The organism is Nocardia sp. PLKS1-43, assembly GCF_059510335.1.
Genome location: NZ_JCAJZQ010000004.1, coordinates 675,675 through 702,643, shown reverse-complemented (window position 1 = coordinate 702,643; position 26,969 = coordinate 675,675). Strand labels below are relative to the sequence as shown.

The 26,969-nt window shown below is 69.3% G+C and carries 28 protein-coding genes; 10 read left to right on the top strand and 18 right to left on the bottom strand.

The window, feature by feature from the left end; all coding sequences use genetic code 11:
- Positions 1 to 9 precede the first annotated feature (9 nt).
- From AC5WS7_RS18950 to AC5WS7_RS18935, 4 genes are read right to left on the bottom strand one after another with little or no spacing between them, the layout of a single operon-like run.
- On the bottom strand, positions 10 to 765 hold the full coding sequence (locus AC5WS7_RS18950; protein ID WP_495955812.1) for an ABC transporter ATP-binding protein: 756 nt from the start codon (positions 763 to 765) through the stop codon (positions 10 to 12).
- The gene (locus AC5WS7_RS18945) at positions 741 to 1,598 is read right to left on the bottom strand and encodes an ABC transporter permease (protein ID WP_495955811.1); all 858 of its coding nucleotides are present in this window, start codon (positions 1,596 to 1,598) and stop codon (positions 741 to 743) included. The genes AC5WS7_RS18950 and AC5WS7_RS18945 overlap by 25 nt, the downstream gene beginning before the upstream one ends.
- A gap of 4 nt (positions 1,599 to 1,602) precedes the next feature.
- On the bottom strand, positions 1,603 to 2,688 hold the full coding sequence (locus AC5WS7_RS18940) for an ABC transporter substrate-binding protein (RefSeq protein WP_495955810.1): 1,086 nt from the start codon (positions 2,686 to 2,688) through the stop codon (positions 1,603 to 1,605).
- A 53-nt stretch (positions 2,689 to 2,741) separates the two neighbouring features.
- Positions 2,742 to 3,941 carry an ROK family transcriptional regulator gene (locus tag AC5WS7_RS18935; protein WP_495955809.1) on the bottom strand — a complete coding sequence of 400 codons (1,200 nt, stop codon included), beginning with the start codon at positions 3,939 to 3,941 and terminating at the stop codon, positions 2,742 to 2,744.
- 256 nt (positions 3,942 to 4,197) lie between these two features.
- Here AC5WS7_RS18935 and AC5WS7_RS18930 point away from each other — a divergent pair, with 256 nt between their 5' ends.
- Together AC5WS7_RS18930 and AC5WS7_RS18925 are read left to right on the top strand one after the other, a co-directional pair.
- Entirely contained in the window at positions 4,198 to 5,184 is a 987-nt protein-coding gene (locus tag AC5WS7_RS18930; protein ID WP_495955808.1) for a TauD/TfdA dioxygenase family protein, read from the top strand.
- A gap of 141 nt (positions 5,185 to 5,325) precedes the next feature.
- Positions 5,326 to 5,901, top strand: a complete 576-nt coding sequence (locus AC5WS7_RS18925) for a type 1 glutamine amidotransferase domain-containing protein (protein WP_495955807.1) — start codon at positions 5,326 to 5,328, stop codon at positions 5,899 to 5,901.
- 16 nt (positions 5,902 to 5,917) lie between these two features.
- Here the strand turns inward: AC5WS7_RS18925 and AC5WS7_RS18920 are convergent, their stop codons facing one another.
- Genes AC5WS7_RS18920 through AC5WS7_RS18880 form a run of 9 tightly spaced genes read right to left on the bottom strand, consistent with a single transcriptional unit; the run spans position 5,918 to position 12,520 of the window.
- Entirely contained in the window at positions 5,918 to 7,696 is a 1,779-nt protein-coding gene (locus AC5WS7_RS18920; protein ID WP_495955956.1) for a complex I subunit 5 family protein, read from the bottom strand.
- Between the two features lie 29 nt (positions 7,697 to 7,725).
- Positions 7,726 to 8,073, bottom strand: a complete 348-nt coding sequence (locus AC5WS7_RS18915; protein ID WP_495955806.1) for a sodium:proton antiporter — start codon at positions 8,071 to 8,073, stop codon at positions 7,726 to 7,728.
- Positions 8,070 to 8,807 (bottom strand): MnhB domain-containing protein, encoded by a 738-nt coding sequence (locus AC5WS7_RS18910; RefSeq protein WP_495955805.1) that lies wholly within the window; start codon positions 8,805 to 8,807, stop codon positions 8,070 to 8,072. The genes AC5WS7_RS18915 and AC5WS7_RS18910 overlap by 4 nt, the downstream gene beginning before the upstream one ends.
- Positions 8,804 to 9,043 (bottom strand): Na(+)/H(+) antiporter subunit B, encoded by a 240-nt coding sequence (locus AC5WS7_RS18905; RefSeq protein ID WP_495955804.1) that lies wholly within the window; start codon positions 9,041 to 9,043, stop codon positions 8,804 to 8,806. The genes AC5WS7_RS18910 and AC5WS7_RS18905 overlap by 4 nt, the downstream gene beginning before the upstream one ends.
- The gene (locus AC5WS7_RS18900; RefSeq protein WP_495955803.1) at positions 9,040 to 9,369 is read right to left on the bottom strand and encodes a hypothetical protein; all 330 of its coding nucleotides are present in this window, start codon (positions 9,367 to 9,369) and stop codon (positions 9,040 to 9,042) included. The genes AC5WS7_RS18905 and AC5WS7_RS18900 overlap by 4 nt, the downstream gene beginning before the upstream one ends.
- Positions 9,362 to 9,625, bottom strand: a complete 264-nt coding sequence (locus AC5WS7_RS18895) for an MrpF/PhaF family protein (RefSeq protein ID WP_495955802.1) — start codon at positions 9,623 to 9,625, stop codon at positions 9,362 to 9,364. Before AC5WS7_RS18895 ends, AC5WS7_RS18900 begins: the two co-directional genes overlap by 8 nt.
- Positions 9,622 to 10,137: a hypothetical protein gene (locus AC5WS7_RS18890; RefSeq protein WP_495955801.1), complete on the bottom strand. Its 516-nt coding sequence runs from the start codon at positions 10,135 to 10,137 to the stop codon at positions 9,622 to 9,624. The genes AC5WS7_RS18895 and AC5WS7_RS18890 overlap by 4 nt, the downstream gene beginning before the upstream one ends.
- Positions 10,134 to 10,700: a hemerythrin domain-containing protein gene (locus AC5WS7_RS18885; protein WP_495955800.1), complete on the bottom strand. Its 567-nt coding sequence runs from the start codon at positions 10,698 to 10,700 to the stop codon at positions 10,134 to 10,136. Before AC5WS7_RS18885 ends, AC5WS7_RS18890 begins: the two co-directional genes overlap by 4 nt.
- 26 nt (positions 10,701 to 10,726) lie before the next feature.
- On the bottom strand, positions 10,727 to 12,520 hold the full coding sequence (locus AC5WS7_RS18880) for a thiamine pyrophosphate-requiring protein (RefSeq protein ID WP_495955799.1): 1,794 nt from the start codon (positions 12,518 to 12,520) through the stop codon (positions 10,727 to 10,729).
- A 160-nt stretch (positions 12,521 to 12,680) separates the two neighbouring features.
- Between AC5WS7_RS18880 and AC5WS7_RS18875 the strand changes: the two genes are divergently transcribed.
- Both AC5WS7_RS18875 and AC5WS7_RS18870 read left to right on the top strand, forming a co-directional pair.
- The gene (locus AC5WS7_RS18875; RefSeq protein WP_495955798.1) at positions 12,681 to 15,602 is read left to right on the top strand and encodes an FAD-binding and (Fe-S)-binding domain-containing protein; all 2,922 of its coding nucleotides are present in this window, start codon (positions 12,681 to 12,683) and stop codon (positions 15,600 to 15,602) included.
- On the top strand, positions 15,599 to 16,711 hold the full coding sequence (locus AC5WS7_RS18870) for an enolase C-terminal domain-like protein (protein WP_495955797.1): 1,113 nt from the start codon (positions 15,599 to 15,601) through the stop codon (positions 16,709 to 16,711). Before AC5WS7_RS18875 ends, AC5WS7_RS18870 begins: the two co-directional genes overlap by 4 nt.
- A gap of 11 nt (positions 16,712 to 16,722) precedes the next feature.
- Here AC5WS7_RS18870 and AC5WS7_RS18865 read toward each other — a convergent pair whose 3' ends face one another.
- Together AC5WS7_RS18865 and AC5WS7_RS18860 are read right to left on the bottom strand one after the other, a co-directional pair.
- The gene (locus tag AC5WS7_RS18865; RefSeq protein WP_495955796.1) at positions 16,723 to 17,781 is read right to left on the bottom strand and encodes an SDR family oxidoreductase; all 1,059 of its coding nucleotides are present in this window, start codon (positions 17,779 to 17,781) and stop codon (positions 16,723 to 16,725) included.
- Between the two features lie 31 nt (positions 17,782 to 17,812).
- On the bottom strand, positions 17,813 to 19,585 hold the full coding sequence (locus AC5WS7_RS18860; protein WP_495955795.1) for a glycoside hydrolase family 15 protein: 1,773 nt from the start codon (positions 19,583 to 19,585) through the stop codon (positions 17,813 to 17,815).
- 41 nt (positions 19,586 to 19,626) lie between these two features.
- On the opposite strand from AC5WS7_RS18860, the gene AC5WS7_RS18855 reads away from it, so the two are divergent.
- The 6 genes from AC5WS7_RS18855 to AC5WS7_RS18830 all read left to right on the top strand — a co-directional run bounded on the left by AC5WS7_RS18855 (position 19,627) and on the right by AC5WS7_RS18830 (position 23,765).
- Complete coding sequence (locus AC5WS7_RS18855; protein WP_495955794.1) at positions 19,627 to 20,580, top strand: TIGR03557 family F420-dependent LLM class oxidoreductase; 954 nt, start codon at positions 19,627 to 19,629, stop codon at positions 20,578 to 20,580.
- A 440-nt stretch (positions 20,581 to 21,020) separates the two neighbouring features.
- The gene (locus AC5WS7_RS18850; protein WP_495955793.1) at positions 21,021 to 21,347 is read left to right on the top strand and encodes a plasmid stabilization protein; all 327 of its coding nucleotides are present in this window, start codon (positions 21,021 to 21,023) and stop codon (positions 21,345 to 21,347) included.
- A 34-nt stretch (positions 21,348 to 21,381) separates the two neighbouring features.
- Positions 21,382 to 21,804: a CBS domain-containing protein gene (locus AC5WS7_RS18845; RefSeq protein WP_495955792.1), complete on the top strand. Its 423-nt coding sequence runs from the start codon at positions 21,382 to 21,384 to the stop codon at positions 21,802 to 21,804.
- 28 nt (positions 21,805 to 21,832) lie between these two features.
- A complete protein-coding gene (locus AC5WS7_RS18840) occupies positions 21,833 to 22,015 on the top strand; it encodes a hypothetical protein (protein ID WP_495955791.1) in 183 nt (60 codons plus the stop codon).
- Between the two features lie 119 nt (positions 22,016 to 22,134).
- A complete protein-coding gene (locus AC5WS7_RS18835; RefSeq protein WP_495955790.1) occupies positions 22,135 to 22,959 on the top strand; it encodes a SigB/SigF/SigG family RNA polymerase sigma factor in 825 nt (274 codons plus the stop codon).
- 119 nt (positions 22,960 to 23,078) lie between these two features.
- On the top strand, positions 23,079 to 23,765 hold the full coding sequence (locus tag AC5WS7_RS18830) for a PAS and ANTAR domain-containing protein (RefSeq protein WP_495955789.1): 687 nt from the start codon (positions 23,079 to 23,081) through the stop codon (positions 23,763 to 23,765).
- Positions 23,766 to 23,788: 23 nt separating this feature from the next.
- Here the strand turns inward: AC5WS7_RS18830 and AC5WS7_RS18825 are convergent, their stop codons facing one another.
- From AC5WS7_RS18825 to AC5WS7_RS18815, 3 genes are all read right to left on the bottom strand, one after another.
- Positions 23,789 to 25,741 (bottom strand): aconitate hydratase, encoded by a 1,953-nt coding sequence (locus tag AC5WS7_RS18825; protein ID WP_495955788.1) that lies wholly within the window; start codon positions 25,739 to 25,741, stop codon positions 23,789 to 23,791.
- A 125-nt stretch (positions 25,742 to 25,866) separates the two neighbouring features.
- Positions 25,867 to 26,067, bottom strand: coding sequence for a hypothetical protein (locus AC5WS7_RS18820; RefSeq protein ID WP_495955787.1), 201 nt, complete (start codon positions 26,065 to 26,067; stop codon positions 25,867 to 25,869).
- Between the two features lie 165 nt (positions 26,068 to 26,232).
- Positions 26,233 to 26,967 carry a metallophosphoesterase family protein gene (locus tag AC5WS7_RS18815; protein ID WP_495955955.1) on the bottom strand — a complete coding sequence of 245 codons (735 nt, stop codon included), beginning with the start codon at positions 26,965 to 26,967 and terminating at the stop codon, positions 26,233 to 26,235.
- Positions 26,968 to 26,969 lie beyond the last annotated feature (2 nt).

Below are 26,969 nucleotides of genomic sequence, written 5' to 3'. Positions count from 1 at the left end.
AAACGGTGCTCACGCCGCGATCGGATCGGCGCCCAGAGCGCTCAGCAGCGAACGCCGGAGCTGTTGGAACTGCGGTTCGGCCGGGTCGCGCGGGCCTTCGATATCGATGTCGATATCCACGGCGATGCGGCCGCGGTCCAGGATCAGCACCCGCTCGGCCAGCGAAATGGCCTCGTCCACATCGTGGGTCACCAGCAGCACGGTCGGACGATGCGCCGCGACCAGGCGGCGCAACAGCGCGTGCATGCGGATGCGGGTCAGCGCGTCGAGGGCGCCGAAGGGCTCGTCGGCCAGCAACAGTTCCGGCTCGCCCACCAGCGCCCGCGCCAGCGCGGCCCGCTGCTGTTCGCCGCCGGAAAGCTCACCGGGCCAGGCTTTCTCGCGTCCGGCCAGACCCACTTCGGTCAGCAGTCGCGTGGCCGCGGCCCGGCGCGAACGCGGCTGCCCGTACAACACGTTCGCCAGCACCCGCTTCCAGGGCAGCAGCCGCGAGTCCTGGAACACCATCGATGTGCGCGCCGGCACCCGCAGCAGGCCCTCGCCCGCGACGCCGTGATCGATTCCGGCCAGCGCCCGCAGCAGCGTGGATTTTCCGGACCCGCTCTTGCCGAGCAGCGCCACGAACCGGCCCTCGGGAATCGTCAGATCGATGTCGTCCAGTACCGCCCGGCCGCCGAACCTACGGGTCACACCGGCCAGTTGCACACCCGCACCGATACCGGCCGGATCTTCGGCCGGGGTCAGTCCGCCAGAGTCTGCCGCCACGACAACACCTTTCGCTCCAGGATCCGGATTCCCGAATCACACAGGAGGCCGAAGATCCCGTAGACCGCCAGCGCGACGAGAATGACGTCGGCCTGGCCGTAGTTCTGGGCGTCCTGCATCATCTTTCCCAGGCCGTCGGTCGCATTGACCGATTCGACCACCACGAGCACCAACCAGGACGTATTCACCGCGAGCCGCAGGCCGAGGAAGAACCCGGGCAGTGATCCGGGAATCACCACCTGCCGAATGAATTCGAACCGGGAAACGCTCTGGATCTCCGACAATTCGACGAGCCGCCGATCGATACCGGTCAATGCGGAATGCGTGGGCACGTAGAGGGTGACCGCGGCGGCGAGCATGATCAGCACGATCTTGAAGCCGTTGCCGATACCCAGCCACAGGATCATCAGGGGCACCAGGCCCAGCGTGGGAATCGAACGTTTGACTTGAACCACGCCGTCCACCAACGACTCTCCGGTGCGCGAGAGTCCGGCGATCAATGCCAGGGCGGTGCCGATCACGACGCCGAGCAGCACCCCGGTGGCCACCCGCTGCATGGACACCGCGATATCGGCGAGCAGTTGCCCGTCGGTGAGCAACCGCCACGCGGTCGCGGTGACCGTCCACGGCGCTGACAATTTCCGCGGATCGAGCAATCCCAGGTATGCACCCGCCGACCAGGCGGCGAGCAGCAGCGCCACACCCAGCAGCCTGGCGAACGGGAGCTGCCGGCGCAGGCCGAGCCGACGGCGCGCGGGTCGCGCGGTGAAACCAGCCGCAGCCGTCCTGTCCGGCGCGGCGAGCGCGGGAAGATGCGCGGAAACGACGGTCATGACCTCACCCCTGTGCGATGGTGCGATAGTTCGGAGCCACCGCTTCGCCGGCGACCGTCTCGAAGCGCCGGTCGAACAGCTGGTGGGCGTCGAAGGATTTCCCGAATGCGCCCGAGCCGGTGATCAAATCGATCGTCTTCTGTTCCCAGTCGATGGCCTGATCCCAGTTCTCCGGGAAATACGGTCGATCCGTCGTGGCCATGATGCGGCGGCCGTCCGCCTCGCTCACCCCTTGATTCGCGACGTAGTAGTCGGCGATCCAGCGGTCCTGGTTCTCCCACTCCCAGACCTTGGCCCGCGACCAGAACTTGACGAATTCCGTTATCGCCGCGAGTTTTTTGTCGTCGCCGAGCACCGAGGTCGGCGCCCACAGAATGCTCAGCGCGTCGACGGCGTTGGTGGGCACCGTGGTCGCGCCCTGGGAGCGGTACTGCGTGAGATATTTCGTCAGCGACGGTTCGGCCAGCGGCGCCACATCGACCTGCCCGGCCTGCAGCGCGGTGAGGAACTGCGGACTGTTGAGCTGCACGAGCGTGACATCCTTGGTGCTCAGCCCGGCCTGCCGCAGACTCCGCAACACCACCCCGCCCTGTGCCTGGCCGGGCGAGAACGCGATCTTCTTCCCGCGCAGATCCGCCAATGTGTGGATCGCTGTGCCCGGGGCGGTGGCCAGGCCGTAGTTGGGACTGCTACGCCAGAGCACGGCCACGATGCGGGTGTCCAGACCTTGTGCGCGCGCCTGAATGGACGGAATTCCGGCGTTGTTCGCCAGGTCCACCGCATGCCCCTTGAATGCCTGGATCACATCCGGCCCAGCGGAGATGTTCGGCCAGTCGGACACGGTGAACGGCAGTTTGCCGATCTGCCCGCTGCTGGTCAGCGCGACCTTCATATCGGTCGCGGAGATCTTCAGCGAGGTCCCGGGCGGCACGCCGGCCGGTAGCGCCTTACCGAGATCGGCCGACCCGCCGGAGGTCGCACAGCCCGCGGTGGCACAGGCGGCGATCAGCACCGCGAGGGACGCCGCGCCGACCCGGCGGGTGCGGCGCATCCGGTGCGCGGACGGTCGCGCTTCGATCAGCTTTCTCATCCGTCGATCGTCGCGAATTATGTTGTGTCCCACAATATTCGGTCTATTTAAAATTACCGGGAATCGAACTGCGGCGTCGTCACCGCCGTTCGGCGCACATCGAATCCGTCCGTCGCGACGGCGAGCGGGTCGGCGTAGAGGCGATGCAGCAGCACCGTCGCGGCGGCGGTTTCGAGCGAGCGCCCCGGAAACGATGTGCCGGTGACGCGGTGCCGCGCGGACGAACCCATCTGCGCCCGCGCGGCGATGGCGTCGAAGTAGGTGGCGCGCACCCCGGGCAGAAGACTGAAGGCGCGATCGGTGATGATGAGCGTCTCCGGATTCAGTACGTCGAGCAGAGTCGCGGCCACCACGGCGAGCCCGCGCGCACGCTCCTGGAACAGCTCGTGCGCCCGCGAATCGGTCCCGGCGGCGGCGATCAGCGCCGGAATGGTGGGTTTGTCGACGAGTCGCAATGCGGCAGCGCGCTTTTCGAGTGACCGGTCGGAGTAGGCGTCGAGCGGGCCCTCGGCGTGCGGTCCGAGTCCGGATGGCACGAGCGTGGCCAGTGATCCGGCCGAGGAACCGGGGCCGTAGTGCACCCGGCCCTCGACGGCGAACGCGGCATCGATGACATTGCCCACGAACAGCACCGCCGCCGAGGTTTCGAAACCCAGGACGCCGAAGAGCTGCTCCGCGTGCACCATCGCGCGGGCGTGGCTGTCGAGTTCGACCGGCAGTCCGGTCAGCCGCGCCAGCAGCTCCCGGACAGGGGTGCCGCGCAGGCGCAGCAGCGGATGTGACAGCACCACACCGGCCTCCGGGTCGACCCAGCCTCCGGTCGCCACACCGACGCCGAATATCCTTGTGTCGGAAGGAAGTTCGCGGCGCAGTGCGGCGAGCGCGGCGGCCGCGTCCGCGACCAGATCGGCGCCCTCGATGCTGCGGTGCGGGACCAGCGCGTCGGCGATGATCGTCCCCGCGATGTCGAGCACCGCGACCCGGGTCTGGCTCGCCGCGAAATGGATGGCCGCCACCGCGTTTCGCCGGTCGAGTTCCAGCGGGGAATGCGGCCGGCCCACCCGCTGCGACCGGTCCGCCGGCGGCGATTCGCGCAGCAGTCCCACATCGAGCAGCGCCCGGGTCTGACCGGTCACCGTCGCCGGGGACAGGCCCGCGTGCGTTGCGATCACCGAACGCGATGCACTCCCCGATTTCAACAGCGCACGCAGCACCGCGCCCGCGGCCGTCGGCCATCCTCTCGCGGCTCTCATAGGCCTCGGTTCCGTCTGTTCCCCATTCGTCTCCGCCCAACCCTACGAGACCGGGATGCCGTTGTGACCGTTCCGCCTCAGCATGATCCGAACGGATATTTGAAATCACCACGACGCCAACGAGTGCGGCACGCACGATTCGGGAATTACCATCGGAATCGCCGTGCGGACCGCGAAGATTCAGCGCCGCACGACATTCAACCGCACCGATGGCAACTCTCGGCCGGTGCATTCGAATCCGATGGAGTGTAGTGAGATGACGCTGGCTGTCGAAAAGAACGAAACGACCGCAGGCAACGGGGGCGCCTTCACCGTGCAGCGGGTGGCCGGGCATATCGGTGCGGAAATCAAGGGGCTGGACCTGAGCCGGCCGCTCGACGACGAGACCGTCGCGCGACTGCGCCGCAAACTGCTGAAGCACAAGGTGCTGTTCTTCCGCGACCAGCACCTCGGCCACGCCGAGCAGATCGAGTTCGGCCGCCGCTTCGGCGAACTCACCCACGCCCACCCGCACGAGGACGCGCCGCCCAGCGACGCCCCGCAGATCCTCACCATCGACCCGCAGGTCTACCAGCGGCGCTACGGCTCGGCCCGGCCGGACTCCCAGGAGCGCCAGTACAGCTACTACAGCGGCTGGCACACCGACGTCACCGCCTCGGTCAACCCGCCGGCCATCTCCATCCTGCGCTCGGAGGTGGTTCCCGAATTCGGCGGCGACACCACGTGGACGAATCTCGTTGCGGCATATGAAGGTTTGTCCGAGCCGCTGCGCAAGTTCGCCGACGGCCTGACCGCGGTGCACCGGTTCTCGGCGGGCCGCAAGTTCGACGACGACGAGGCCTACGCGCGCCGGATCAACGACAACCTGCTGATCTCGGAACATCCGGTGGTGCGGGTGCATCCCGAGACCGGCGAGCGGGCGCTGTTCGTCAACCCGGGCTTCACCGATCACATCGTCGGGGTGTCTCCGGTCGAGAGCGCGAAGATCCTCGAGCTGTTCTTCGGCCACCTCAGCAGCCCCCGGTACACGGTCCGGTTCCGCTGGGATGCCGCCAGCGTCGCCGTCTGGGACAACCGCGCCACCGCCCACCTCGGCCCGCAAGACCTCGGTCACTTGGACGTGACGCGGACCCTGCACCGGGTGACGGTGGTCGGCGACCGCCCGGTGGGTCCGGACGGATTCGTCTCGCAGATCATCGCGGGCGAGGAGTTCACGACCGAGGCGAAGGTCAAGGTCTCCTGAGGAACGCCGCGGCCCGGTGCGCCTCGCCGCCGGGCCGCGAATCCCGGCACCGCCGCCGGGCCGCGAAGTTTTCGGGGCCGCCTCGCGGGTAGCCGCTCACCGAGTCATACCGGACGAGCAGCGAATGTCGAGGAGGGCACGATGCAGGGATCACAGCTCGGAACACCGAACATCCTGGTCATCACATCGAATACCGGCGTCGAGCGGGACGAGTTGCTGGTACCGCTGGAACGGCTGCGCGAGCGCGGCGCCCGTGCGGTGCACGCCGCTCCGGAGAAGAGTTCGGTGCAGACCTTCGTCCACGACACCGAGAAGGACGTGACCGTCGAACCGGACAACGACCTGGGCTCGGTGTCCGCGTCCGACTACGACGCCGTCGTCATCCCCGGCGGAACCGTGAACGCGGACAAGCTCCGTCAGGAACCGCGGGCGGTGGAACTGGTGCGCGCGTTCGCGGAGGCGGGCAAGCCGGTCGCGGCCATCTGCCACGGCCCATGGCTGCTGGTCGAGGCCGGTCTCGCCGACGGGCAAACGGTCACCTCGTATCCGTCGTTGCGCACCGATATCCGCAACGCGGGCGGTCAGTGGGTCGATCAGCAGGTGGTGCACTCCTCGGAGGACGGCCGCACGCTCATCACCTCGCGCAATCCGGGCGACCTCGAGGCGTTCTCGGCGGCGATCGCCGGTGCCTCCTTCGGTGCGGCGACCACGCACTGACGCCACCGCTGTGCCGTCACCCGCCGGTCACCAGACCAATGATGACCGCGGTCCCGACCATCAGCCAGGCGGCGTAATCCCCCAGATGGCCGCTGTGCACGCCGTGCAGTCCGGTGATGAGTAGCCGAACAGGACGAACCACCTTGCGCGGCAACGTCTTCGCACCGAATACGAGTGCGCAGGCGGCGACCGCCGCGGCCAGCGCCGCGGACACCAGGCCCCACCCGACACCGGCCGGGGTCCAGCCGATATGCGGCGCCGCCGGAGCGGCCGCCGCGGCGACACCGCGAAGTGCGTGCGCCCGGTAGTCGCCCGCATCGCAGAACTGCGCGGCGGCGGGGCCGACGGTTCGCGCGAGCACCGGCAGCCCCGAAGCCACCCCGATCGCCAGGAGGGCGATCACCGCGCCGAGCATCGTCGCGGGCGGCCGCCCGACCGGCGTGGTGTCGGGTTGTTCGTGCGCACCGGTGGTCTCCTCACCGGTCTCCGCGTCGCCGGGACGGCCGCCCAGACCGAAGAAGACCCGCGATCCGGCGCGCAGCACGGCCGCGCCGGTCAGCGCGGAAACGACGACCACCGTCGCCGTGAGCGCGGCCGAGTCGCCGGACTCCTCGAGCAGCGCCTTCCCCAGGCCCACGCCGCTGAGCGGCAGTCCGGACAGCAGCAGACCCGCCGTCAGATACAGCACCCCGGTTCCGCGATGACGGCGGGCGCGACCGAACAGGCCGTGTTCGTCCAGAGATCGGTACTGCGACAAGATGATTCCGGTCAGCAGGAACAACGCGCCCTTCACCGCCGCGTGGCCGGCCAGGTACAGCGCGGCCGCGGCAACGCCCGCCGGTGTGGCCGCGGCCAGGCCGAGCAGGAACAGGCCGATGTGCGCGATCGTCGAGTAGGCCAGCATGCGTTTGAGATGCCGTTGCAACAGGCACATCACCGCGCCCAGCACCGCGGTCACCACCCCGAGCACCAGCATCGTCCGGTGCGCGGCGGCCGGTGTGAGCACGCCGCGGAACGCCGACCAGTACAGTCTCGCCAGACCGTAGACCCCCAGCGGCGCCATCACGCCGGAGAACAGCAGGCACACCGGTGCGGGCGCGACCGCGTGCGCGTCGGCCAGCCAGAAATGGAACGGAACCACCGCGGCCTTCACCAGCCAGCCCGTGACGACGAGCCCGAAGCCGATGAGCACCACGACGTTTCGTCCGTGGCCTGCCAGTTCCGCCCCCAGCTGCGGCAGACCCAGTTGCCCGGTGCGGGCGTAGAGCAGGCCGATGCCGAACAGGCACAGATACGCGCCGAGCGAGTTGATCACACCGAAATTCAAAGCGCCCTGGACCGATTCGGGTTCCTCGTTCTTCAGGCCGGTCAGGGCGTAGGCCGCGACGCTCATCAACTCGAAGAACACGAACATGTCGAACAGGTCGCCGGTGAGCACGAATCCGCTCATGCCCGCTGTGAACATCAGGATCAGCGCGGGATAGTGGGCGTGCAGACTGTCGAAGTAGTGCCACCCGAACAGCAGTCCGAGCACGGTGAGCACCGCCACCAGCAGCGCCGCGCCGGCGCCGAGCCGATCGGCGGCCAGCACGATGCCGACCGCGAAATGCGGCCCCGGCCGCCAGCCGCCCGCCCACGTCACCACCGTCCCCCGGCCGGTGGCGTACAGCAGCGCGCCCGCGGCCACCACGCCCGCCGCGGCCACCGCCAGCGCGACGCCGTCGACCACGCGACGCGAGATGTGCCGCCCGAGCGCGAGCAGCAGGCATGCGCCACCGATGGGCACGGCGATCACCAAGGGCGGCAGCGTATTCGAGGCGAGCATCAGCCGCGCAGCGCGTGCAGTTCGTCGGGAACCACCGTGCCGTGCCGCTTCGAGACCTGGATGACCAGGGCCAGCAGCAGTGCGCTGACCGTCGCCGAGACCACGATGTCGGTCAACGCCATCGCCTGCACGATCGGGTCCACCACCCGCGACCCCGGCGGATTCGCGGAACCGAAGATGGGCGCCGTGGCCCCTTTCTGATAACCGATCGCCAGCAACAGGACGTAGGTGCTCGATTGGGCGATCGACACGCATACGACCGTGTGCACGAGATGGCGGCTGCGCACCACCCCGGTCATGCCGGCCAGCAGCAGCCATACGGCCACCACGTACGGAAACACGTTCACGCACTGTCCTTTCCAGCCGATTCGTGCCGATCGAGGAATTGCGCCAGCAACACCACCACACCGCTGCCGACCGCGATTCCGACCGCGCAGCTGTACAGCGGCACGGTCCCGGCCGAGAGCAGCTCCCCGGCCCGGCCGAGCGGAAGGATATTGGCCAGGAACCCCGATCCGGTGACCAGTCCGGCGATTCCGAGTGCGACCACCGCGCCCAGACCGCCCGCCTCCCCGAATTCGTACCAGCTCAAGGGCCGAACGCGCCGCAACGCCTCGTAGTCACCGGCGATGTACAGCAGATGGATGCCGGTCGCGAGTACGACGCCGCCCTGGAATCCGCCGCCGGGGGTCAGATGGCCGTGCACGACGACGTCCGCGCCGATCACCACCGTGATCGGCAGCATCAGGTAACCGGCCGACGCCGTCGCGGCGAGCAACCCGGATCTGCGGCGGTCCCTTTTCGGCCGCGCGGGCGCGGTCTCACGCAACAGCGTGGCCGCTCCCACCACGGCGGCGACGAGGATGCCCTCCTCGCCGAGAGTGTCCAGCCCGCGCTGGTCGAAGTTGACGGAGGACACCACATTCGGCGAGTTCTGCCGCGCGGCGGCGGCGACGGCGGCGTCCCGGTACGGGTGCGCATCCGCGCCGAACGCGGGCAGGTGCCAGACCGCGATCAGCAGCGCCGCCAGCACGCCCGCGGCGCCGAGGAGGAACACCGCCCACCGCCACGCCGTACTCATCGGCGCTGCCGCCGCACCATACGCACGGTGAGCAACACCATCAGCGGAACCACCGCCGAACCCACCGCGATCTGCGACAGCGCCACGTCCGGCGCGCCGAGCAACAGGAACGCCGGCGCGAGCAGCACGCCGTACACCGCGAGCGAAACCGCTTGCCGCTGTGGGCCGTCGGTGCACACCACGATCGTCCCGGCCACCGCCACCAGGATCAGCGACACCACGAGCAGGACGCTCATCGCTCCTCCTCGCCGGAGCCGCCCGCCCCGCCCGCCGAACGCACCGCACGGGGCGCGTTGAGTTTGCCTATCGCCGCGGTCAGAGCCGTGCCGGTGAAGCCCAGCAGGACCACGGTGGCGACCACGGTCAGCGTGGTCATTCCGGGGCCCGCGTCGAACAGGACGGCCACGGCCAGCAGCGGGCCGCTGGCCGAGCCGACGATACCCGGATAGTGCAGCCGGGTGGGCGCGTCCCGGACCCATACCGCCGCGAGCGACGCGCACACCGCGCCGAGCACCGACAGGCCGAGGACCGCGGCTGCGGCCCAGTGCACCAGATCAGTCACCGGACGCTCCGATCAGGCGCGCGTACACCAGCGTTCCGGCGAAGGACAGCAGAGCCAGCACGAACGGCACGATCAGATAATCCGGCCGGCCCACCCCCAGGCTGACGGCCACCAGTGCCAGGGTCACCTCCGAGCCGATCAGTTGCAGTCCGATCAGGCGGTGCGCGGCAGCCGAACGCGCGGTCACCACCAGGCCCGGCCCGATCGCGCCGATCAACAGCACCGCCGCGGCGAGCAGCCAGATCCCATGGCTCACAGTCGATCTCCCGTCGAGGCGACGCGGCGTATCCGCTGGGCCATCGCCGTCGGCCGCAACGGCAGTCGATGTACCACCAAACGCTGACGCTCTGGGTCGGAGCCGACCACCACCGCGCCGGGGGTGGCGCAGGTGAGCACCGTGGCGGCGGCTTCGCGACCGTCGCGCCGCGCCGCGGAATGTTCGAAAGGCAGTGGCAGATAGGTGTATTCGCCGCCCGCCCCGCGCCGGCGCGCCGCGAGCCACAGCGCACCCGCGGCATCGGCGACGATCGCGGGAATCAGATGCGCCGCGGCCCGGGCCGAATCCGCCGGCAGCCGCCACGCCCCGCGCGCGGCCCGTCGCGCGGGACGGGCACAGGCGGCCACCGGGATCGCGAATATCCCCGATGCCGCCCATTCCTGCCAGCTGGGCGTCGTCACGGTGGCCTGCCAGATCGCGACGCAGGCGCACCACCACGCGATCGTCTCGACCGCCGCCCCGGTGCGCGCCCCGGAGACCGGCTCGCTCATCCGCTCCCGCCTTCCCGACGGTTGCGGATGGCGTCGCCGACCCGATCGAAGAGCGCGAACGGCGGCCCCATCAGGGCGTTCGCCAGGGACGACTCGCCTGCCCTCGGGTGCGGACGGGTCGGGGCGATCGCTTCGGCGAACCGCACCGTATCGGCCATCCGGTACAGCTGGGTCTGCGAGAACTGCTCGCGCAGCAGGGTGAACTCCTCGGCCTCCTCATGCGCGGCGTGCTCGGCGACGGCATCGGCGAACTGCGCGAACCGGGGCCCGAAGCCGGGATCGTCCACATCCATGTCGCACAGGTCCGCGAGCTGGCGTTTGGCTCGATGCTCTTCCGCGAGACGGGCTTTCACCATATCGTCGACGCCGAACGCGGCACGCCGCGCCGCCCGGTGCACCACCTCCTCCTCGGCACTCTCGTGCACGGCCAGGAGGCGCACCAGCTCGTGGAACAACTGCCGCCGGTCCTCGTGCCGGCCCCGGATCTGCCCGAGCAGGGTGGCGATCTGCTCGTGCTGCGCGGTCAGCACCTCGACGACGTCCTGTTCGGCCTTGTCCTGCATGTCGAGCTCCTCGCTGTGTGGACAGCTCAGCTTCTGCCGCTCGGGATGAATTCCTGCGCCTTGGTTTTCACGCCCTGGGTCATCATGTGCCACGCCTCGGGATCGCCGTGCAGCACCGATTCGGCGGTGGACTTCATCTGTTCCCAGGTCGCGTGCGGCGGGATCGGCGGCATCTCCGGATCACAGCGCACGTCCAGAACCGTGGGACGGTCGGCGCGCAGCGCCTGCTCCCAGGCACCGGCGATATCGCCCGGATCATCGACGGCGACGGCGTTGAGCCCGAACGAGCGTGCGACGTCGGCGTAGGAGATGTCCGGAAGTGATTGGGACTCTTCGAATTTCGGCGATCCGCTCATCGCGCGCAGCTCCCAGGTGACCTGGTTCAGATCGTTGTTGTGGCAGACACACACGATCAGCCGCGGATCGCTCCACTCGTGCTGGTACCGCGCGATGGTCATCAGCTCGGCCAACCCGTTCATCTGCATCGCCCCGTCGCCGACCAGCGCGATCGCCGGGCGTTCGGGATGGGCGAACTTCGCGCCGATCGCGTACGGCACCCCGGGCCCCATCGTCGCCAGCGTGCCGGACAGCGAGCCGCGCATCGTGCCGCGCATCCGCAGGCACCGGGCATACCAGTTGGTGAACGAACCGGAGTCCGCGGTGATGATCGCGTTGTCCGGAACCCGTTGGGACAGTTCCCAGATCACCCGCATCGGGTTCACCGGTTGCGCGTCGAGCATCGACTGACGTTCGATCGTCTCCCACCAGCGCGCCACGCCGGCCTCGATCTTCTCCCGCCAGGTGCGGTCGGTCTTGCGGGTCAGCAGTGGAATCAGTTCCGCCAGTGTCGCTTTCGCGTCGCCGACCAGATTGACCTCGGTGGGATAGCGCATTCCGATCATCGCCCCGTCGATGTCGATCTGCACCGCGCGGGCCTGGCCGAACTCCGGGAAGAACTGTGCGTAGGGCAGATTCGAGCCGACGATCAACAGGGTGTCGCAGTCGCGCATGAGTTCGTAACTCGGCCGCGTGCCCAGCAGGCCGATCGCACCGGTGACGAAGGGCAGCTCGTCGGAGAGCACATCCTTGCCCAGCAGCGCCTTGGCGACACCGGCTCCGGTGATCTCGGCGAGTTCGGTCAGTTCGGCGGCGGCCCCGCGCGCACCCTGCCCGGCCAGGATCGCCACCCGCGAGCCGGCCTCGATGATCTCCGCGGCGCGGCGGATATCGTCGGTATCGGGAATCACCCGCACGCCGGTCTCGGTCGGAGGGCTCGACGGCACCTGCTTGAACTCGTGCGTCGGCCCCTCGTACCGCTCCTCCTGCAGATCCGCCGGAATGATCACGGCGGTCGGCGCGCGTCGCGCGCGGGCGATCCGGAAGGCGCGGTCGAGCGCGTTGGGCAGCTGACTGGGGACGTTCACCTCGACCAGATAGTCGCTGGCCACATCCTTGTACAACGACTGCAGGTCGACCTCCTGCTGATAGTTGCCGCCCATCGCGCTGCGCGCGGTCTGCCCGACGATCGCCACCACCGGCACATGGTCGAGTTTGGCGTCGTAGAGGCCGTTGAGCAGATGGATCGCACCCGGGCCCGAGGTCGCCGCGCAGACCCCGATCTCCCCGCTGAACTTCGCGTATCCCACCGCCTCGAACGCGGACATCTCCTCATGACGCGCCTGTACGAACTCGGGTTCGTTGTCCGCCCGGCCGAAGGCGGCGATCAGACCGTTGATGCCGTCGCCGGGATATCCGAAGACCTGCTTTACGCCCCATTCCCGCAGGCGCTGCAGGACGTAGTCGCCAACCAGTTGAACCATGTTCGCTCCTGTCCGTGTCGTCCGGTCCGCCGCGGCGGCGTCGCCGCTTCGGCGGCCGGATACCCGGGCACTCGCGCCTCAATCGCCGCGTGTGCGATCCGCGCACGCGGGTAGCCGCGACGCATCGCGACCGTGCCGCCGACAGGAAGGTGCTCCCGAAATGACCGTGTCCGACTCTGCGACTCACACACCATCCCGGCACGCGCAGTGGCCGCTGCAGGCCCTGCGGGAGGCGCTGACCGAGCGAGTCGACGGCGAGGTCCGCTTCGATTCGGGCACCCGGGCCACCTATTCCACCGACGCCTCGAACTACCGCGCGGTGCCGCTGGGCGTGGTCGTGCCCCGCACCCCCGAGGATGCCGCCGAAACGGTGGCGATCTGCCGGGAGCACGATGTGCCGGTGCTCTCGCGCGGCGGCGGCACGAGCCTGGCCGGGCAGTGCTGCAACACCGCGGTGGTGATCGATTGGACCAAGTACTGCAATCGCGTGCTCTCGGTCGACGCCGAGGCGCGGCGGGCGGTCGTGGAGCCGGGCATCGCGCTGGACCGGCTCAACCGGGAACTCGAGCCGAAGGGGCTGATGGTCGGTCCCAAACCCTCGACGCACGTCAGCTGCACGATCGGCGGAATGATCGGCAACAACTCCTGCGGCTCCACCGCCCAGGCGTACGGCAAGATGGCCGATTCGGTGCGGCGCCTGGAGATCGTGACCTACGACGGCCTGCGCGCCTGGGTGGGTTCCGGCGGGCCGGAGGCGACGGACGGATCGAGGCCGGACGACCGGCTGAACACCCTGATATCCGGCTTGCGCGGCATCGCCGACCGATACGGAGACGATATCCGCAAGGCGTATCCGCACATCCCCCGGCGGGTTTCCGGATACAACCTCGACGCGCTGTTGCCGGAGAACGGGTTCGATCTGGCCACCCTGTTGGTCGGCACCGAGAGCACGCTGGCGACGGTGCTGCGCGCGGAGATCTCCCTGGTCCCCATCCCCAAGGCGAAGGCGCTGGTCGTACTGGGCTTCGAAGACGTCTACGCCGCCGCGGACGCCGTTCCGCACGTGCTGCGGCACGAACCGGCGGCGCTCGAGGGCCTCGATCACCGCCTGGTGCAGCTGGAGCACAGCAAACACCTGGCGGAGCGGGCGATACAGCAGCTGCCGGACGGAAACGCCTGGCTCATGGCGCAATTCGACGCCGACGACCAGAACGCGGCCGACCGCAAGGCGCACGCGATGGTCGAGGACCTGCACGAGCGAACCGGCGCGGATTCGTCCCTGCTCGACGATCCGATGCGGGAGGCGGAGATCTGGGCCGCGCGCGAGGCCGGCCTCGGCGCCACCGCCTATCCCCCCGACGGGCCGGAGACGCACGAGGGCTGGGAGGACGCCGCGGTTCCGCCCGAACGCCTGGGTGAATATCTGCGCGACTTCGAGCGGCTGCTGACCAGCTTCGGCTACGAATCCAGTTCGCTCTACGGGCATTTCGGGCACGGCTGCGTGCACACCCGCATTCCGTTCGATCTGCGCACCGCCGAGGGAATCGAGAACTACCGCCGATTCGCCGAGGCCGCAGCGCATCTGGTGACCGGATACGGCGGATCGCTGTCCGGCGAGCACGGCGACGGCCAGTCCCGTGCCGAGTTGCTGCCGATCATGTTCGGCGACCGCGTCGTCGCCGCGTTCGGCGAGGTCAAGGCGCTGTTCGATCCGCGCAACCGGATGAACCCGGGCAAGATCGTGGATCCGCATCCGCTCGACGGCGATCTGCGGCAGGGCGTGGCCTACCGGCCGTGGGATCCGGCCACCCATTTCAGCTTCCCCCAGGACGGCGACCGATTCAGTGTCGCCGCCAATCGCTGTGTGGGCGTGGGGAAATGCCGCGGCGAGCACGGCGGGGTGATGTGCCCGAGTTACCGGGCGACCAGGGAGGAGGAGCACTCCACCCGGGGGCGCTCGCGTGTCCTGTTCGAAATGATGAACGGCGACGTCATCACCGACGGCTGGCGATCCGGCGAGGTGCTCGACGCCCTGGATCTGTGCCTGTCCTGCAAGGGATGTCGCAGCGACTGCCCGGTGAACGTCGATATGGCCACCTACAAGGCCGAATTCCTGTCGCACCACTACAGCCGGCGGCTGCGGCCGATGGCGCACTATTCGATGGGGTGGATTCCGCTGTGGGCGAGGCTGGGCACCGCGATCGCGCCGCTGGCCAACGCCGTCACCCACGCACCCGGTCTGGGGCGGCTGGTGGCCCGCGCGGGCGGGATAGACCCGCGTCGCGACATGCCCCGGTTCGCGACGCGACGATTCACCGAAACCTTCAATCCCCGAACCACTTCCGAATCGGCCCCGAACGGCACCGTACTGCTGTGGCCGGACACCTTCACCAACAACTTCGAACCCGCGATCGCGGACGCGGCCGTCGCGGTGCTCGAGGCGGCCGGATTCGGCGTTCAGATCCCGAACCGGAGCGTGTGCTGCGGACTCACCTGGATTTCCACCGGCCAGCTGCCCACGGCCAAGCGCGTGCTGCGCCGGACGCTGCGAATCCTGGAGCCGCAGTTGCGCGCCGGAACCCCGATCGTGGTTCTGGAACCGAGCTGCGCCGCGGTGTTCCGCTCGGATCTGCCCGAACTCCTGCACGAGGACGAGGATGCGCACCGGCTGGCCGGGCAGACCCGCACCCTGGCCGAACTGCTGGCCGAGCGCGTCCCGGACTGGCGCCCGCCCGCCCTCCCGGAAAAGGTTCTGGCGCAACCACACTGCCATCACCACGCGATCATGAAGTACGACCGCGACCGCGAGCTGCTCGCCGGCGTCTGCGCCGACGTGCAGGTCCTGGATGCCGGATGTTGCGGACTGGCAGGCAATTTCGGCTTCGAACGCGGACACTACGAGGTGTCGGTCGCCTGCGCCGAGGACGCGCTCGTCCCGGCCGTGCGCGACCGCGCCCCCGGCACCCGCGTGCTGGCCGACGGCTTCAGCTGTCGCACCCAGCTCCGGCATCTGCTGCCCAGCTCCGAACCGCGCCACAGCGCCGAACTTCTGGCCGAGGCGATCGGAAAGGAAAGGCCGTGACCGCCACGGACGTTCGCATCGAAGGCCCGGTCACCGCGACCGCGTACAGGTTCCCCACGCCCGAACCCGAGGCCGACGGAACGCTGAGCTGGGATGCCACCACCGCCGTGGTCGTCACGGTGCGGGCGGGCGGGGAGCAGGGCCTGGGCTGGAGTTACACCAGCGCCTCGACGGCCGCGGTGGTGGCGCACGATCTGGCGCCGGTGCTGCACGGCCGCTCCCCGTTCGACATCGACGGCATTCGCACCGCGATGCTGCGCGCCTGCCGCAACATCGGCACCGGTTCGGTGGTCGCGCACGCACTCAGCGCGATCGACATCGCGCTGTGGGATCTACAGGCCCGGCTGCTGCGCACACCGCTGTCGACCCTGTTCGGCCCGGTGCGCCCGGCCACCCCGGTATACGGCTCGGGCGGTTTCACCACGCTCGACGACGACCAGCTCGCCGAGCAGATCGGCGGATGGCGGGCGGCGGGATGCACCGCGATGAAGATCAAGATCGGCCAGGATCGGGGCCAGGCGGTCGACCGTGACCTGCGCCGGACCGCGCTGGCCGCCGGTCTGGCCGGCGACGACGCGCGTCTGATGGTCGATGCCAACGGCGCGTACACCATCGAACAGGCGCGCGAGATCGGGGCCGAACTCGACCGCCTGGGCGTGGTCTGGTTCGAGGAGCCGGTCACCAGCGACAACCCGCGCGGATTGCAGCAGGTCCGCGGCGCGGTGCGCTGCGAGGTCGCCGCCGGGGAGTACATCTACGACCGGTACGACGCCGCGGACCTGGTCGACATGGTCGACTGCCTGCAATTGGACGTGACCCGCTGCGGCGGGTACAGCGGTTTTCGCGAGTGCGCGGCCCTGGCCGCCGCGCACGGGCTGGAGGTCTCCGCGCACTGCGCCCCGGCCCTGCACGCGCCGCTGGCCGCCGCCATTCCCAATCTGCGCCACGTGGAATGGTTCGCCGACCACGTGCGCCTGGAACCGCTTCTGGCGGAAGGTGTTCCGGAGGTCGTGGCCGGAATGCTCCCGCCGCACGGTGTGGAAGCATCCGGCATCGGACACGGTATGGCGCTGGCTGAGTCGGCCGCAGGATTCCGCCTGACCACCTGACGCGGGCCGGATCAGCGCCCAGCGGCGAATCGTCTCCGTCGGGCTGCGCGCCGCCCCCGAAGCGAAAGTCCGAACAAGGCCGGCTCCAAGGGGTTTCGGCGCGGAGCGGAGGCCAAGAATCCCGCGACCGATTCGATGCGGCGGGCCAGCCAGGCCTGCGGGCTGCGCCACTGGGCCCGGTCGTCGAAAACGCCGTGCGCGCCGAAATCTCGACCGCCCGCGCGATCCACCGGCGACCACAGGTTGTTCTCGCGCGGCCGCTCGTCGGAATCGGTTTGCTGCGAACGATATCCGGTGCGCGCGAGGTAGCGGTCCAGGATCGCGGGCGCCAGCCGCTGCGCCAGAACCGTACCGACCGTGCTCGCGCCCACCCAATACTGTTTGCGGCGCGGATGCGCGGCGGCGAAGGTGATGGCCTCGGCCATGACCTCGGGCTGATAGATCGGCGGCACCGGCTGCGGCCGCTTCGGCAGCCGCGAGAGCACCCAGGAGAATTGCGGTGTGTTCACCGCCGGGGACTGCACCAGGGTGATGTGCACATTGCTGTGGTCGTGCAGCAACTCGACCCGCACCGCCTCGACGAAACCGTCGATCGCGTGTTTCGCGCCGCAGTAGGCCGACTGCAGCGGAATCGACCGCTCCCCCAACGCCGAACCCACCTGCACGATCGCTCCGCGATCACGCCTGCGCATCCGGGCCAGCGCGGTCATCGTGCCGTACACCGAGCCCAGGTAGGTGACCTCGGTGACGCGCCGGAATTCCGCGGGCTCGATCTCGGCGAACGGCGCGAACACAGACGTGAACGCCGAATTCACCCAGACGTCGATCGGTCCCAGTTCGGCCTCCACGCGGTCCGCGGCATCGTGCACCGCGTCGAAATCGGCGACGTCGGCGCGGATCGGCAGCGCGCGCCCCCCGGCGCGCTCGACGTCTTCGGCCGCCGCCGCCAATCCCGCACTGCCCCTGGCGATCAGGGCCACGTGCGCGCCCTCGGCGGCGAAGCGGCGGGCCGTCGCGCGGCCGATGCCGCCACTGGCGCCGGTGACCACTACGACTCGGGATTCCTTCACATTCTCTCCTTCCGGCGCGCCGGATCGCTGCTCACCGATCCGGCGAATCCTGTACTGCGGCAAGGCGTATCGATGACTCGAGCAGGAGGGCGTGGACGAACGCCTGGGGCAGGTTGCCGCGCAGCTGACGTTCGGTGACGTCGAATTCCTCGGCGAACAGTCCCGGCGTTCCGCACGCGGCCCGATTGCGCTCGAAGAACCGCATCGCGGTCACCGGCTCGCCCAGCTGCGCCGCGGCGATCGACATCGTGAATCCGCAGAGCAGGAACGCCCCCTCGCTGTCCCCCAGCCGGCATCCCTCGTGGCGATAGCGGAAAATGTAGTGGTCCGAACACAATTCGCGAAGCACGGCGCGAAAGGTCGCCCGGTAGCGCGGATCCGCGGCCGGAACCACCCCGCGGATCATCGGCAGCAGCAGCGCCGCGTCGACCTCGGGCAGGTCCGGCGCCCGCTGCCAGCCCCCGTCGGCGTGCAGACTCGTCCGCGACGTCTCGGTCATCAGCTGATCGGCGATCGCCGTACAGCGATCGATCTCGGCGCCGGTCGCGTCGCAAGCCGATACCGCGCGCAGCCCCGCGGCGCAGGTCAGCCGCGAATGGGTCCACAGGCGGTCATCGATCTCCCAGATGCCCGCATCCGGCCGGTCGTACCGGTCGGCGATCGCGTCGACGGCCGCGCGGACCGCTCGGCGGTGATCGTCGGTCAATCTGCCCGCCCGGCCCGCGGCGGCGAACAGCGACAGCGCCTCCCCGAAGACGTCGAGCTGGAACTGCTTGCGCACCCGGTTGCCGACCACCGGCTGCGCCCCCGGATAACCGGGCAGCTCGATCTCCCGGGTGGCCGGAACCGGCCTGCCCGAGGTGGTGTAGGCGGGTGCGAGGTCGGGTCCGTCCGCCAGCAGGCGTTCGGCGGTGAACGACACCGCGGCGTCCAGGAGCGGATGCGCTCCGGCCGCGGCGACCGCCTGGCCGGCCAGGCACTGATCCCGGATCCAGGTGTACCGGTAGTCGTAGTTCTCGCCCTGATCGGCGCGCTCGGGCAGGCTGGTGGTCGCGGCGGCGACCATCCCGCCGGTGTCGCAGGTCATCCCGCGCAGTACCGCGTAGGCCTGTACGGCGTCGCGCGGCGCGACGCTCGGCGCGATCGCGGGGACCTGCCGCTTCCACGCGGATTCCGTTGCGGCCCAGAGGTTCTCCGGGTCCGGGGCGGAGTCCCGCAGCTCGATGTCCGCGAGTTCGAGCACCAAGTCGCGATATTCGCCCGCGGGCACCCGGATCCGCGTCTTCCAGTACAGATCGTCCGCGGAACCCGAGACGGTCGCCTCCGGCGCACCGGACCAGCGCAGCCGCAGCGGTCCGGACCGTGCCCGCCACACTCCGTCCGCGCCCAGGCGCGGCTCCGCCAGCGGCCGGGCTCCGAAACAGGCTGCGGGGCGCAGCAATACATCGAGCTCGGCATCGCCGCGTTCGGCCACGATCCGGCGCAGCACCACCGCGCGGTGCGGATCGCCCGGAAAGGCCAGTGCCTCACGGCATCCGATTTCCGACGAGCCGGCCACCCAGCGCGAACGCCACAGCAGGGTGCCCGGTTCATAACTCCCGCCCCAGACGAACGGCGTCACCGGCGTGATCGAGTACATGCCGCGACCGCCCAGCAACGTCGCGAACACCGCGTCGTCGTCCCACCCCGGCACGCACAGCCAGGACATGTCGCCGCGCGGCCCGACCAGCGCTCCCCGTTGCCCGTCGGCCAGGAACGAGTACTCACGCAGGACATGGGGCGCGGCGGCGGCATCGGGAATCATGCCCGGCGAATACCACCGTGCCGCCGGGGTAACCGGGCGACATGGTCAGCATCGGATACTTTCTCTCCAGTGAGCAGTTCGGCCCCACCGAACTCGTCGACCAGGCTCGACGTGCCGAGGAGGCCGGATTCGAAGGGTTGTGGATCTCCGACCACTTCCATCCGTGGCACGACGCCCAGGGGCAGAGCCCGTTCGTCTGGGGCACGATCGGGGCGCTGTCGCAGGCCACCACGCTGCCGGTGACGACGGCGGTCACCTGCCCGACCGTGCGCATGCATCCGGCGATCATCGCCCAGGCCGCCGCCACCGCCGCGGTGCAGTTGCACGGCCGGTTCGCGCTCGGCGTCGGCAGCGGCGAAGCGCTCAACGAGCACATCCTCGGCGATCGCTGGCCGGATCCGGCGACCCGGCTGGACATGCTCGACGAGGCGGTGCAGCTGATCCGCCGGATGCACCGCGGCGGCACCGTCAGCCACGACGGGCCGCACTATCGCGTACAGGAGGCGCGGATCTACACCTTGCCCGAGCAGCCGGTGCCGATCTACATCTCCGGATTCGGCCCGCAGGCAACGGCTTTGGCCGCCCGAATCGGCGACGGCTACTGCACCGTGGTGCCGGACCGGGAGCTGGTGGACACCTTCCGCGACAGCGGCGGCGGCGACAAACCGGTCCAGGCCGGGGTCAAGGTGTCCTGGGCCGCACAGGAAAGCGAGGGGCTCGACGCCGCGCACCGGCTGTGGGCCAACGATCTGCTTCCCGGTCAGCTCGCCCAAACCCTGCCCCGCCCAGCGGATTTCGAGGCGGCCACGACGCTGGTCGACCGCGAGGACAGCCGACGGCACTTCGCCGTCGGCCCGGATCCCGAACGCCACCTGGAGGTGCTGCGGCCGTACCTCGACGCTGGCGTGGACGAGCTGTACATCCAGCAGATCGGCCCGGATCTCGACGGCTTCTTCGACGCCTACGAGAAGGAGATCCTGCCGGCGCTGCGCTGAGGTCCGAACGGGCGGGTCGAGATGTCGTACCGCCCGATTACGTAGCCGGGCGAGGGGTAGCCGCCCGATATGACTCGCCCCCCGTTGCCACCGAACCCGGACCCTGCCCCGTTGCCGCCGAATCCGGACCCCGCCCCGCCGCAGCCGGTGCCGGATCCCGCTCCCCGGCCGCCGATCCCGGATCCGTCGCCACCGCCGGATCCGTACCCCTCGCGCCCCGAGCCCGACCCCCGCCCGATACTTCCGCCGGTGCCCGATCCGGCGCCGCCCGCCTGGTAACGGCGCACTTTCCGGCGTCGAGCGGCACGAGGCGAGACGGACGGAAAAAATGCGGCAATTCGATCGGCGCGGCGCGTGTCGATCGCCGATCAGCGGGTAGGCGGCGAGTAGTAGTGCCGAGCGGACCCGATCCGCGGGTCCTGCCATCCAGGAGGTATGTCATGCCCAAGGCTTGGACCGACAAACAGGAGCGCGAATACGATCACATCCGCGATTCGGAGAAGTCCCGCGGCGCGAGTGATCGGCGCGCCAAGGAGATCGCCGCGCGGACCGTGAACAAGAACCGCGCCCAGTCCGGCCAGACGCGCACCGCCAGCCGTTCCACGGTCCGGGACACCTCGCCACAGCGGCGCGGCGGACAGCGCTCCCATTCGGGCGCCCAGGGGCCGACCCGCGACCAGCTGTACAACGAAGCGCGCCAACGCAATATCGAGGGCCGCTCCAAGATGACCAAATCCCAGCTCGCCCACGCCCTGGGCCGCGACTGACCCGCGCCCGCGGGACCACAGGAGGACAGATCCGATGGCAACCGCACGAGAGGTCATGACTCCCGGGGTGCGCTGCGTGCGCGCCAGCGACACCGTACTCGAGGCGGCTCGGACACTGGCCGAACTCGGCGTCGGGTCGCTACCCATCTGCGGCGAGGACGGGAAGCTGAAGGGTATGCTGACCGACCGCGATATCGTCGTGAAAGTCGTTGCGACACAGCATGATCCGCGAGGAGTGCATGCCGGAGAACTGGCCGAGGGCACACCGGTGATGGTGCACGCGGACGACGACGTGACCACGGTGCTGAGATTGATGGCGCTACATCGGATCCGGCGCGTCCCGGTGCTCGACGGCAACGAATTGGTCGGCATCATCGCGCAGGCCGACATCGCTCGCACAGTGGGCAACGAACAGTCCGGTCTGGTGGTGTCCGCCGTCTCCCAGTCGGACTCCTGAATTCGTCGGCGAAAGCGGAGAGGACATCATGCAGATGATCACCCGAGGCACAGTTGTCGCCCGAACCGACGGAGTGGGCAGCCGTTCGCCGATGCGGGTACGCGTGGTCCGGCACGGGCCGGTCCCGTACGCGGAGGTCGAACCCCTCGACGGCGGCGATCGGGTGGCGGTGCTGCTCACGGACCTGGAGCGCGATTTCCAAATTCGGTGACTCCGCGCGGGTGACCCAGCGGGACTATCCAGGCATACTGGTTGGTGCGGCCTTCTGATGCGATGGCGTTCAAAATCTGGAGCGCGGCCCGCAGCCGACATGGTCGCCGGAGGTATTTCATGACCTCGCACCCGACAGTTGCCCCCGCGACAGCTCCGACCGCACGGTCCAATCGTGGCAACGACAGCTATGACGACATCGAACCGTGGCTGGAGAAGATGGCGGCCATGACCGCCCGCGATCCCGAACGCGCATCGCTGCGTGAGCAGATCATGGACCGCTGCCTGCCCTTGGCCGAGCACATCGCCCGCCACTACACCCGGCGCGGGGAGGCCTTCGAAGACCTCTACCAGGTCGCCTCCCTCGGCCTGGTGCTCGCGGTGGATCGTTTCGACCCGGGCAAGGGCTCCTCGTTCATCTCCTTCGCCGTCCCGACGATCATGGGTGAGGTCCGGCGGCACTTCCGCGACCGGACCTGGATGGTGCGGGTGCCGCGCCCGGCGAAGGAGTTGCAGGGCGCCATCGGCCCGGCCGTGGAGCGACTCACCCAGCGGCTGTACCGCATGCCCGCGACCTCCGAGCTGGCCGCCGAACTCGACGTCAGCCGGACCGAACTCACCCAGGCACTCCTGGCCGCCAACGCGCACAGCGCCGATTCCATCGACACCTCCCCGGACGATCCCGACCACGACCCCGGCGCCGCCCGTGTCGTGCGAGAGCTGGGCAGCGAGGACAACGGCTACCAGGTCACCGATGACGCGCTGGCGATCGCGCCGCTGCTGAACGACCTCCCGCCGCGCGAGCGGGAGGTGTTGCGCTTGAGATTCTTCGAGAACCGGTCGCAGACCGAGATCGCGGAGCGCATCGGAGTATCCCAGATGCAGGTCTCGCGGTTGCTCAGCGCAACACTCGCCGGTCTGCGCGAGCGAGCGCTGCGCGACTGACCGTCCGATCCGGGTAGGCCGGGGGAACGCTACGACGTGCTGTTCTCCGGCTGATCGCAGGACTGCCGGAAAGACGACGCCCGTGCGCGGCCGAAACCGACCCAGGACATAATTCAGTGGTGAGTTCCCCATTTTCCGCGGCGCCCGATGCCGAAGATCAGTACCCGTTACCCGGTTCCCCGGCCGGGCAGCGGACTTCGGCCGGGCGTTTCCGATTCTGGTTCGCGAACCAACGCTGGGAGTGGTCGCCGGAGATCTACCGGATGCACGGCTACCAGCCCGGAGAGATCGAGCCCACGACCGAGGTACTCCTCGCTCACAAACACCCCGACGACCGTGACAACGTCGCCGAGGCGATCACCCGGTCCACCGAGCACGGGGAGCCGTTCTCCAGCCGGCACCGCTTCATCGATACCAACGGGACCGAGCACACCGTCATGGTCGTCGCCGATCGCATCCTCGACGCCGACGCACGCCCCGTGGGCACCGCGGGTTTCTACATCGATCTGTCCAACGCCATCGCCGATACCGAACGCGAAACGGTGGAGCAGCGCCTACCGGAAATCGTCGCCTCGCGCGCGGTGATCGAACAGGCCAAGGGCGTGCTCATGTGCATGTACCGGATCAACTCCGCCCAGGCTTTCAAGGTGCTGACCTGGCGTTCCCAGGAGACCAACATCAAACTGCGCGCTCTGGCCGAGCAGCTGATCGCCGAGCTGCCCACAGTCGCCAAACCATCGCCCGAGGTGGTGACGCAATTCGACCACCTCCTGCTCACCCTGCAGGAGCGGGTACCCCCGGAATGATCCGGGCCGGCCGCGGAGCCGGATCAGCGCGAGTGCGCCAGCCGCGGAATCAGGCCACCGGCCAGCACATCGCGCACCTGACGCTGTGACAGCCGGTGCCGAACGACGAACGACCGATCCTTGGTCACGTTGCGCACCCGCAGCGTGTCCTGGGCGGGCAGGGTGTCGCGCAGGTCGTCCAGGAGCAGTTCGTCGTCGCGGTCGATGGTGTCGTAGTCGCCCGGGTCGTCGAATTCCAGGGCCAGGACCCCGAAATTGGCCAGGTTCTGCCAGTGGATGCGGGCGAAGGATTTGGCGATGACGGCCCGCAGGCCGAGGTAGCGCGGCGCTATCGCGGCGTGTTCCCGGGAGGAGCCCTGCCCGTAGTTGCCGCCGCCGACGACGATATGCCCCGGACCGGGAAGCTGTTGTGCCCGTTGCGGATACGACGCATCGATCCGAGTGAAGGTGAACTTCGCCAGTTCCGGGATATTGGAGCGGAACGGCAGTGCCCGCGCCCCGGCCGGGGAGATCTCGTCGGTGGACACGTCGTCACCGACCTTCAGCAGCACCGGCGCGCGCAGCTGATCGGGTAGTTCCCCGGATTCGGGCAGGCTGGAGATGTTGGGCCCCTTGACCGGCCGGACAGCTCGCGCGGCGGCCGGGTCCAGTGGCGCGACCAGCATCGCGGTGTTGACCGAATGCCGTTGCGGCAGAGCGAGTTCCGGGTACTCGACGTGCTCTTCGCGGGCCCAGTCCCGGGGATCGGTGATGACGCCGGTCAGCGCCGAGGCGGCCGCGGTCTCCGGCGAGCACAGCCATACCGAGTCCTCCTCGGTGCCCGAGCGGCCGGGGAAATTGCGCGGCATGGTCCGCAGCGAGTTGGCGCCGCTGGCCGGGGCCTGGCCCATGCCGATGCACCCCATACATCCGGCCTGATGGATCCGCGCGCCGCTCGTGACCAGGTCGGTGGTGGCCCCCATCGCCATGAGGTCGGACAGGATCTCCCGCGAGGTCGGATTCACATCGAAACTGACCTGCGGAACGCTCTGGCGTCCGGCCACCATGGCCGCGGCGACGGCGAAATCCCGCAGTCCCGGATTGGCGCTGGATCCGATCACCACCTGCGCGATCGGCTCGCCCGCGACCTCGCGCACCGGCACCACGTCGCCGGGCGAACTCGGACGGGCGATGAGCGGTTCGAGCGCGGCCAGATCGATGGTCTCGCGATGGTCGTACTCGGCGTCGGCGTCGGCGGCCAACTCGGTCCAGTCCTGCTCGCGGTCCTCCGCCCGCAGGAATTCCCGCACCGCCTCGTCACTGGGAAAGACCGTCGTGGTCGCGCCCAGTTCGGCGCCCATGTTCGCGATGACGTGGCGATCCATCGCCGACAGCCCGGCCAGACCGGGGCCGTGGTACTCGATGATCGAGCCGACTCCGCCGCGCACGCCGTGCCGCCGCAGCATCTCGAGGATCACATCCTTGGCCGAACACCACTGCGGCAGTTCACCTTCCAGCCGAACACCCCATATCCGAGGCATCCGCAGCCGCAGCGGATGGCCCGAAATCGCCAGCGCCACTTCCAATCCGCCCACTCCGATCGCGAGCATGCCCAGCGAACCGGCGGCGGGCGTGTGCGAGTCCGAGCCCGCCAGGGTTTTCCCCGGAACTCCGAACCGCTGCATATGGGTCGGATGCGACACCCCGTTGCCCGGCTTGGAATACCACAGGCCGAATCGCTGTGCCGCGGTGCGCAGATACTCGTGATCCTCGGCGTTCTTCGCGTCGGCCTGCAACAGGTTGTGGTCCACGTACTGCACGCTGACCTCGGTGCGCGCCCGGTCGAGTTCGAGGGCCTCGAGTTCCTGCATGACCAGCGTGCCGGTGGCGTCCTGGGTCAGGGTCTGATCGATTCGGATCGCGATCTCCGCACCCGGGGTCATCTCCCCGGACTCCAGGTGCGATCCGATCAGCTTGTGCGCGAGGGTGGCACCCATGACTGCGGCTCCTTCCCGGATGAGCTGTACGTCGGCCGGTTACCCGATCCGCACTCCCCGAACCGGCACGCCGCGCGACACCGATGAGACCGGGCAGCGCGCGCCGCCCGGTCTCATCGTGCGCATCACCGGCCGCTGTGGCTGTGCTGGCCACCCCTTGCCTTGGCCTCCACCGGCTGCGCCTGGGCTCCCTTGCGGCCCGCCTCGCGCGGATCGGCGGCATTGGGTTGACCGAAACTTCCGGTGCTCGCTCGGCCGCCGCGACTGGCCTGCTCCTGGGTATCCTTCCGGTTCCCGAACTGACCCGGGTTGTTACGATCCGGCATCGCTGGACCTCCTTCATCGTTGGAGCGCGCGACAACCGCTGCCGCGCAGTGGCTTCCATCACCACAACAGCGCCTTACCCCGCCCCTCCCGCGCTATGCAGTTGGACATCGATCCCCTTCTCGGGCCCGTCCGGCGCGCGCGATGCCCGAACATGCCCACCAGGACTAGGCGGTGCGGGCCTGTGCCTGCACCGGCAGGTCGTAGACCGCGAAGGCCGAGTGGATGACCGGCTGAGCGACATTGCGCACCCGGACCCCGCCGGGTGTCGTCCCGCGTTCGGTGCCGGCATGCGCGTGCCCGTGCAGCGCCAACTCCGCTCCGCACGTATCGATCGCCTCGCCGAGCAGGTACGAGCCCAGGAACGGATAGATCTCGCGCGGCTCGCCGTGCAGGGTGCCCTCGATCGGGGCGTAGTGCGTCAGCGCGACTCTGGCGTCGGTCTGCAGCCCATCCAGCGCGGCACACAGCGAATCGGCCAGATCGACGCTGTACGAAGCGAATTCACGCATGATGCGTTCTCCGAACGCGCTGGCGCACCGGCCCGCGAAGCCACCGCCGAATCCCTTGGTTCCCGCGATGCCGAGTGTGTACCCGCCGACGCCGATGGTCGCCGCACTGCCCTCCAGCACGGTGATGCCGTGATCGTCGAGCAATGCGGCGATCTCGTCCTGGGCGTCACTGTGGTGGTCGTGATTGCCCAGCACCGCGATCACCGGGACGCCGATGCGCGCGAATTCGGTTGCCACGACCCGCGCTTCGGCCACCGTGCCGTGCCGGGTCAGATCGCCCGCCAGCAGCAGCACATCGGCGTGATCGGGCAGAGCCGCCAGTGCGGGCCGCAGGGATCCGGCCGAATCCTCGCCCAGATGGACGTCACCGACCGCGCCGATCCGAATGATTC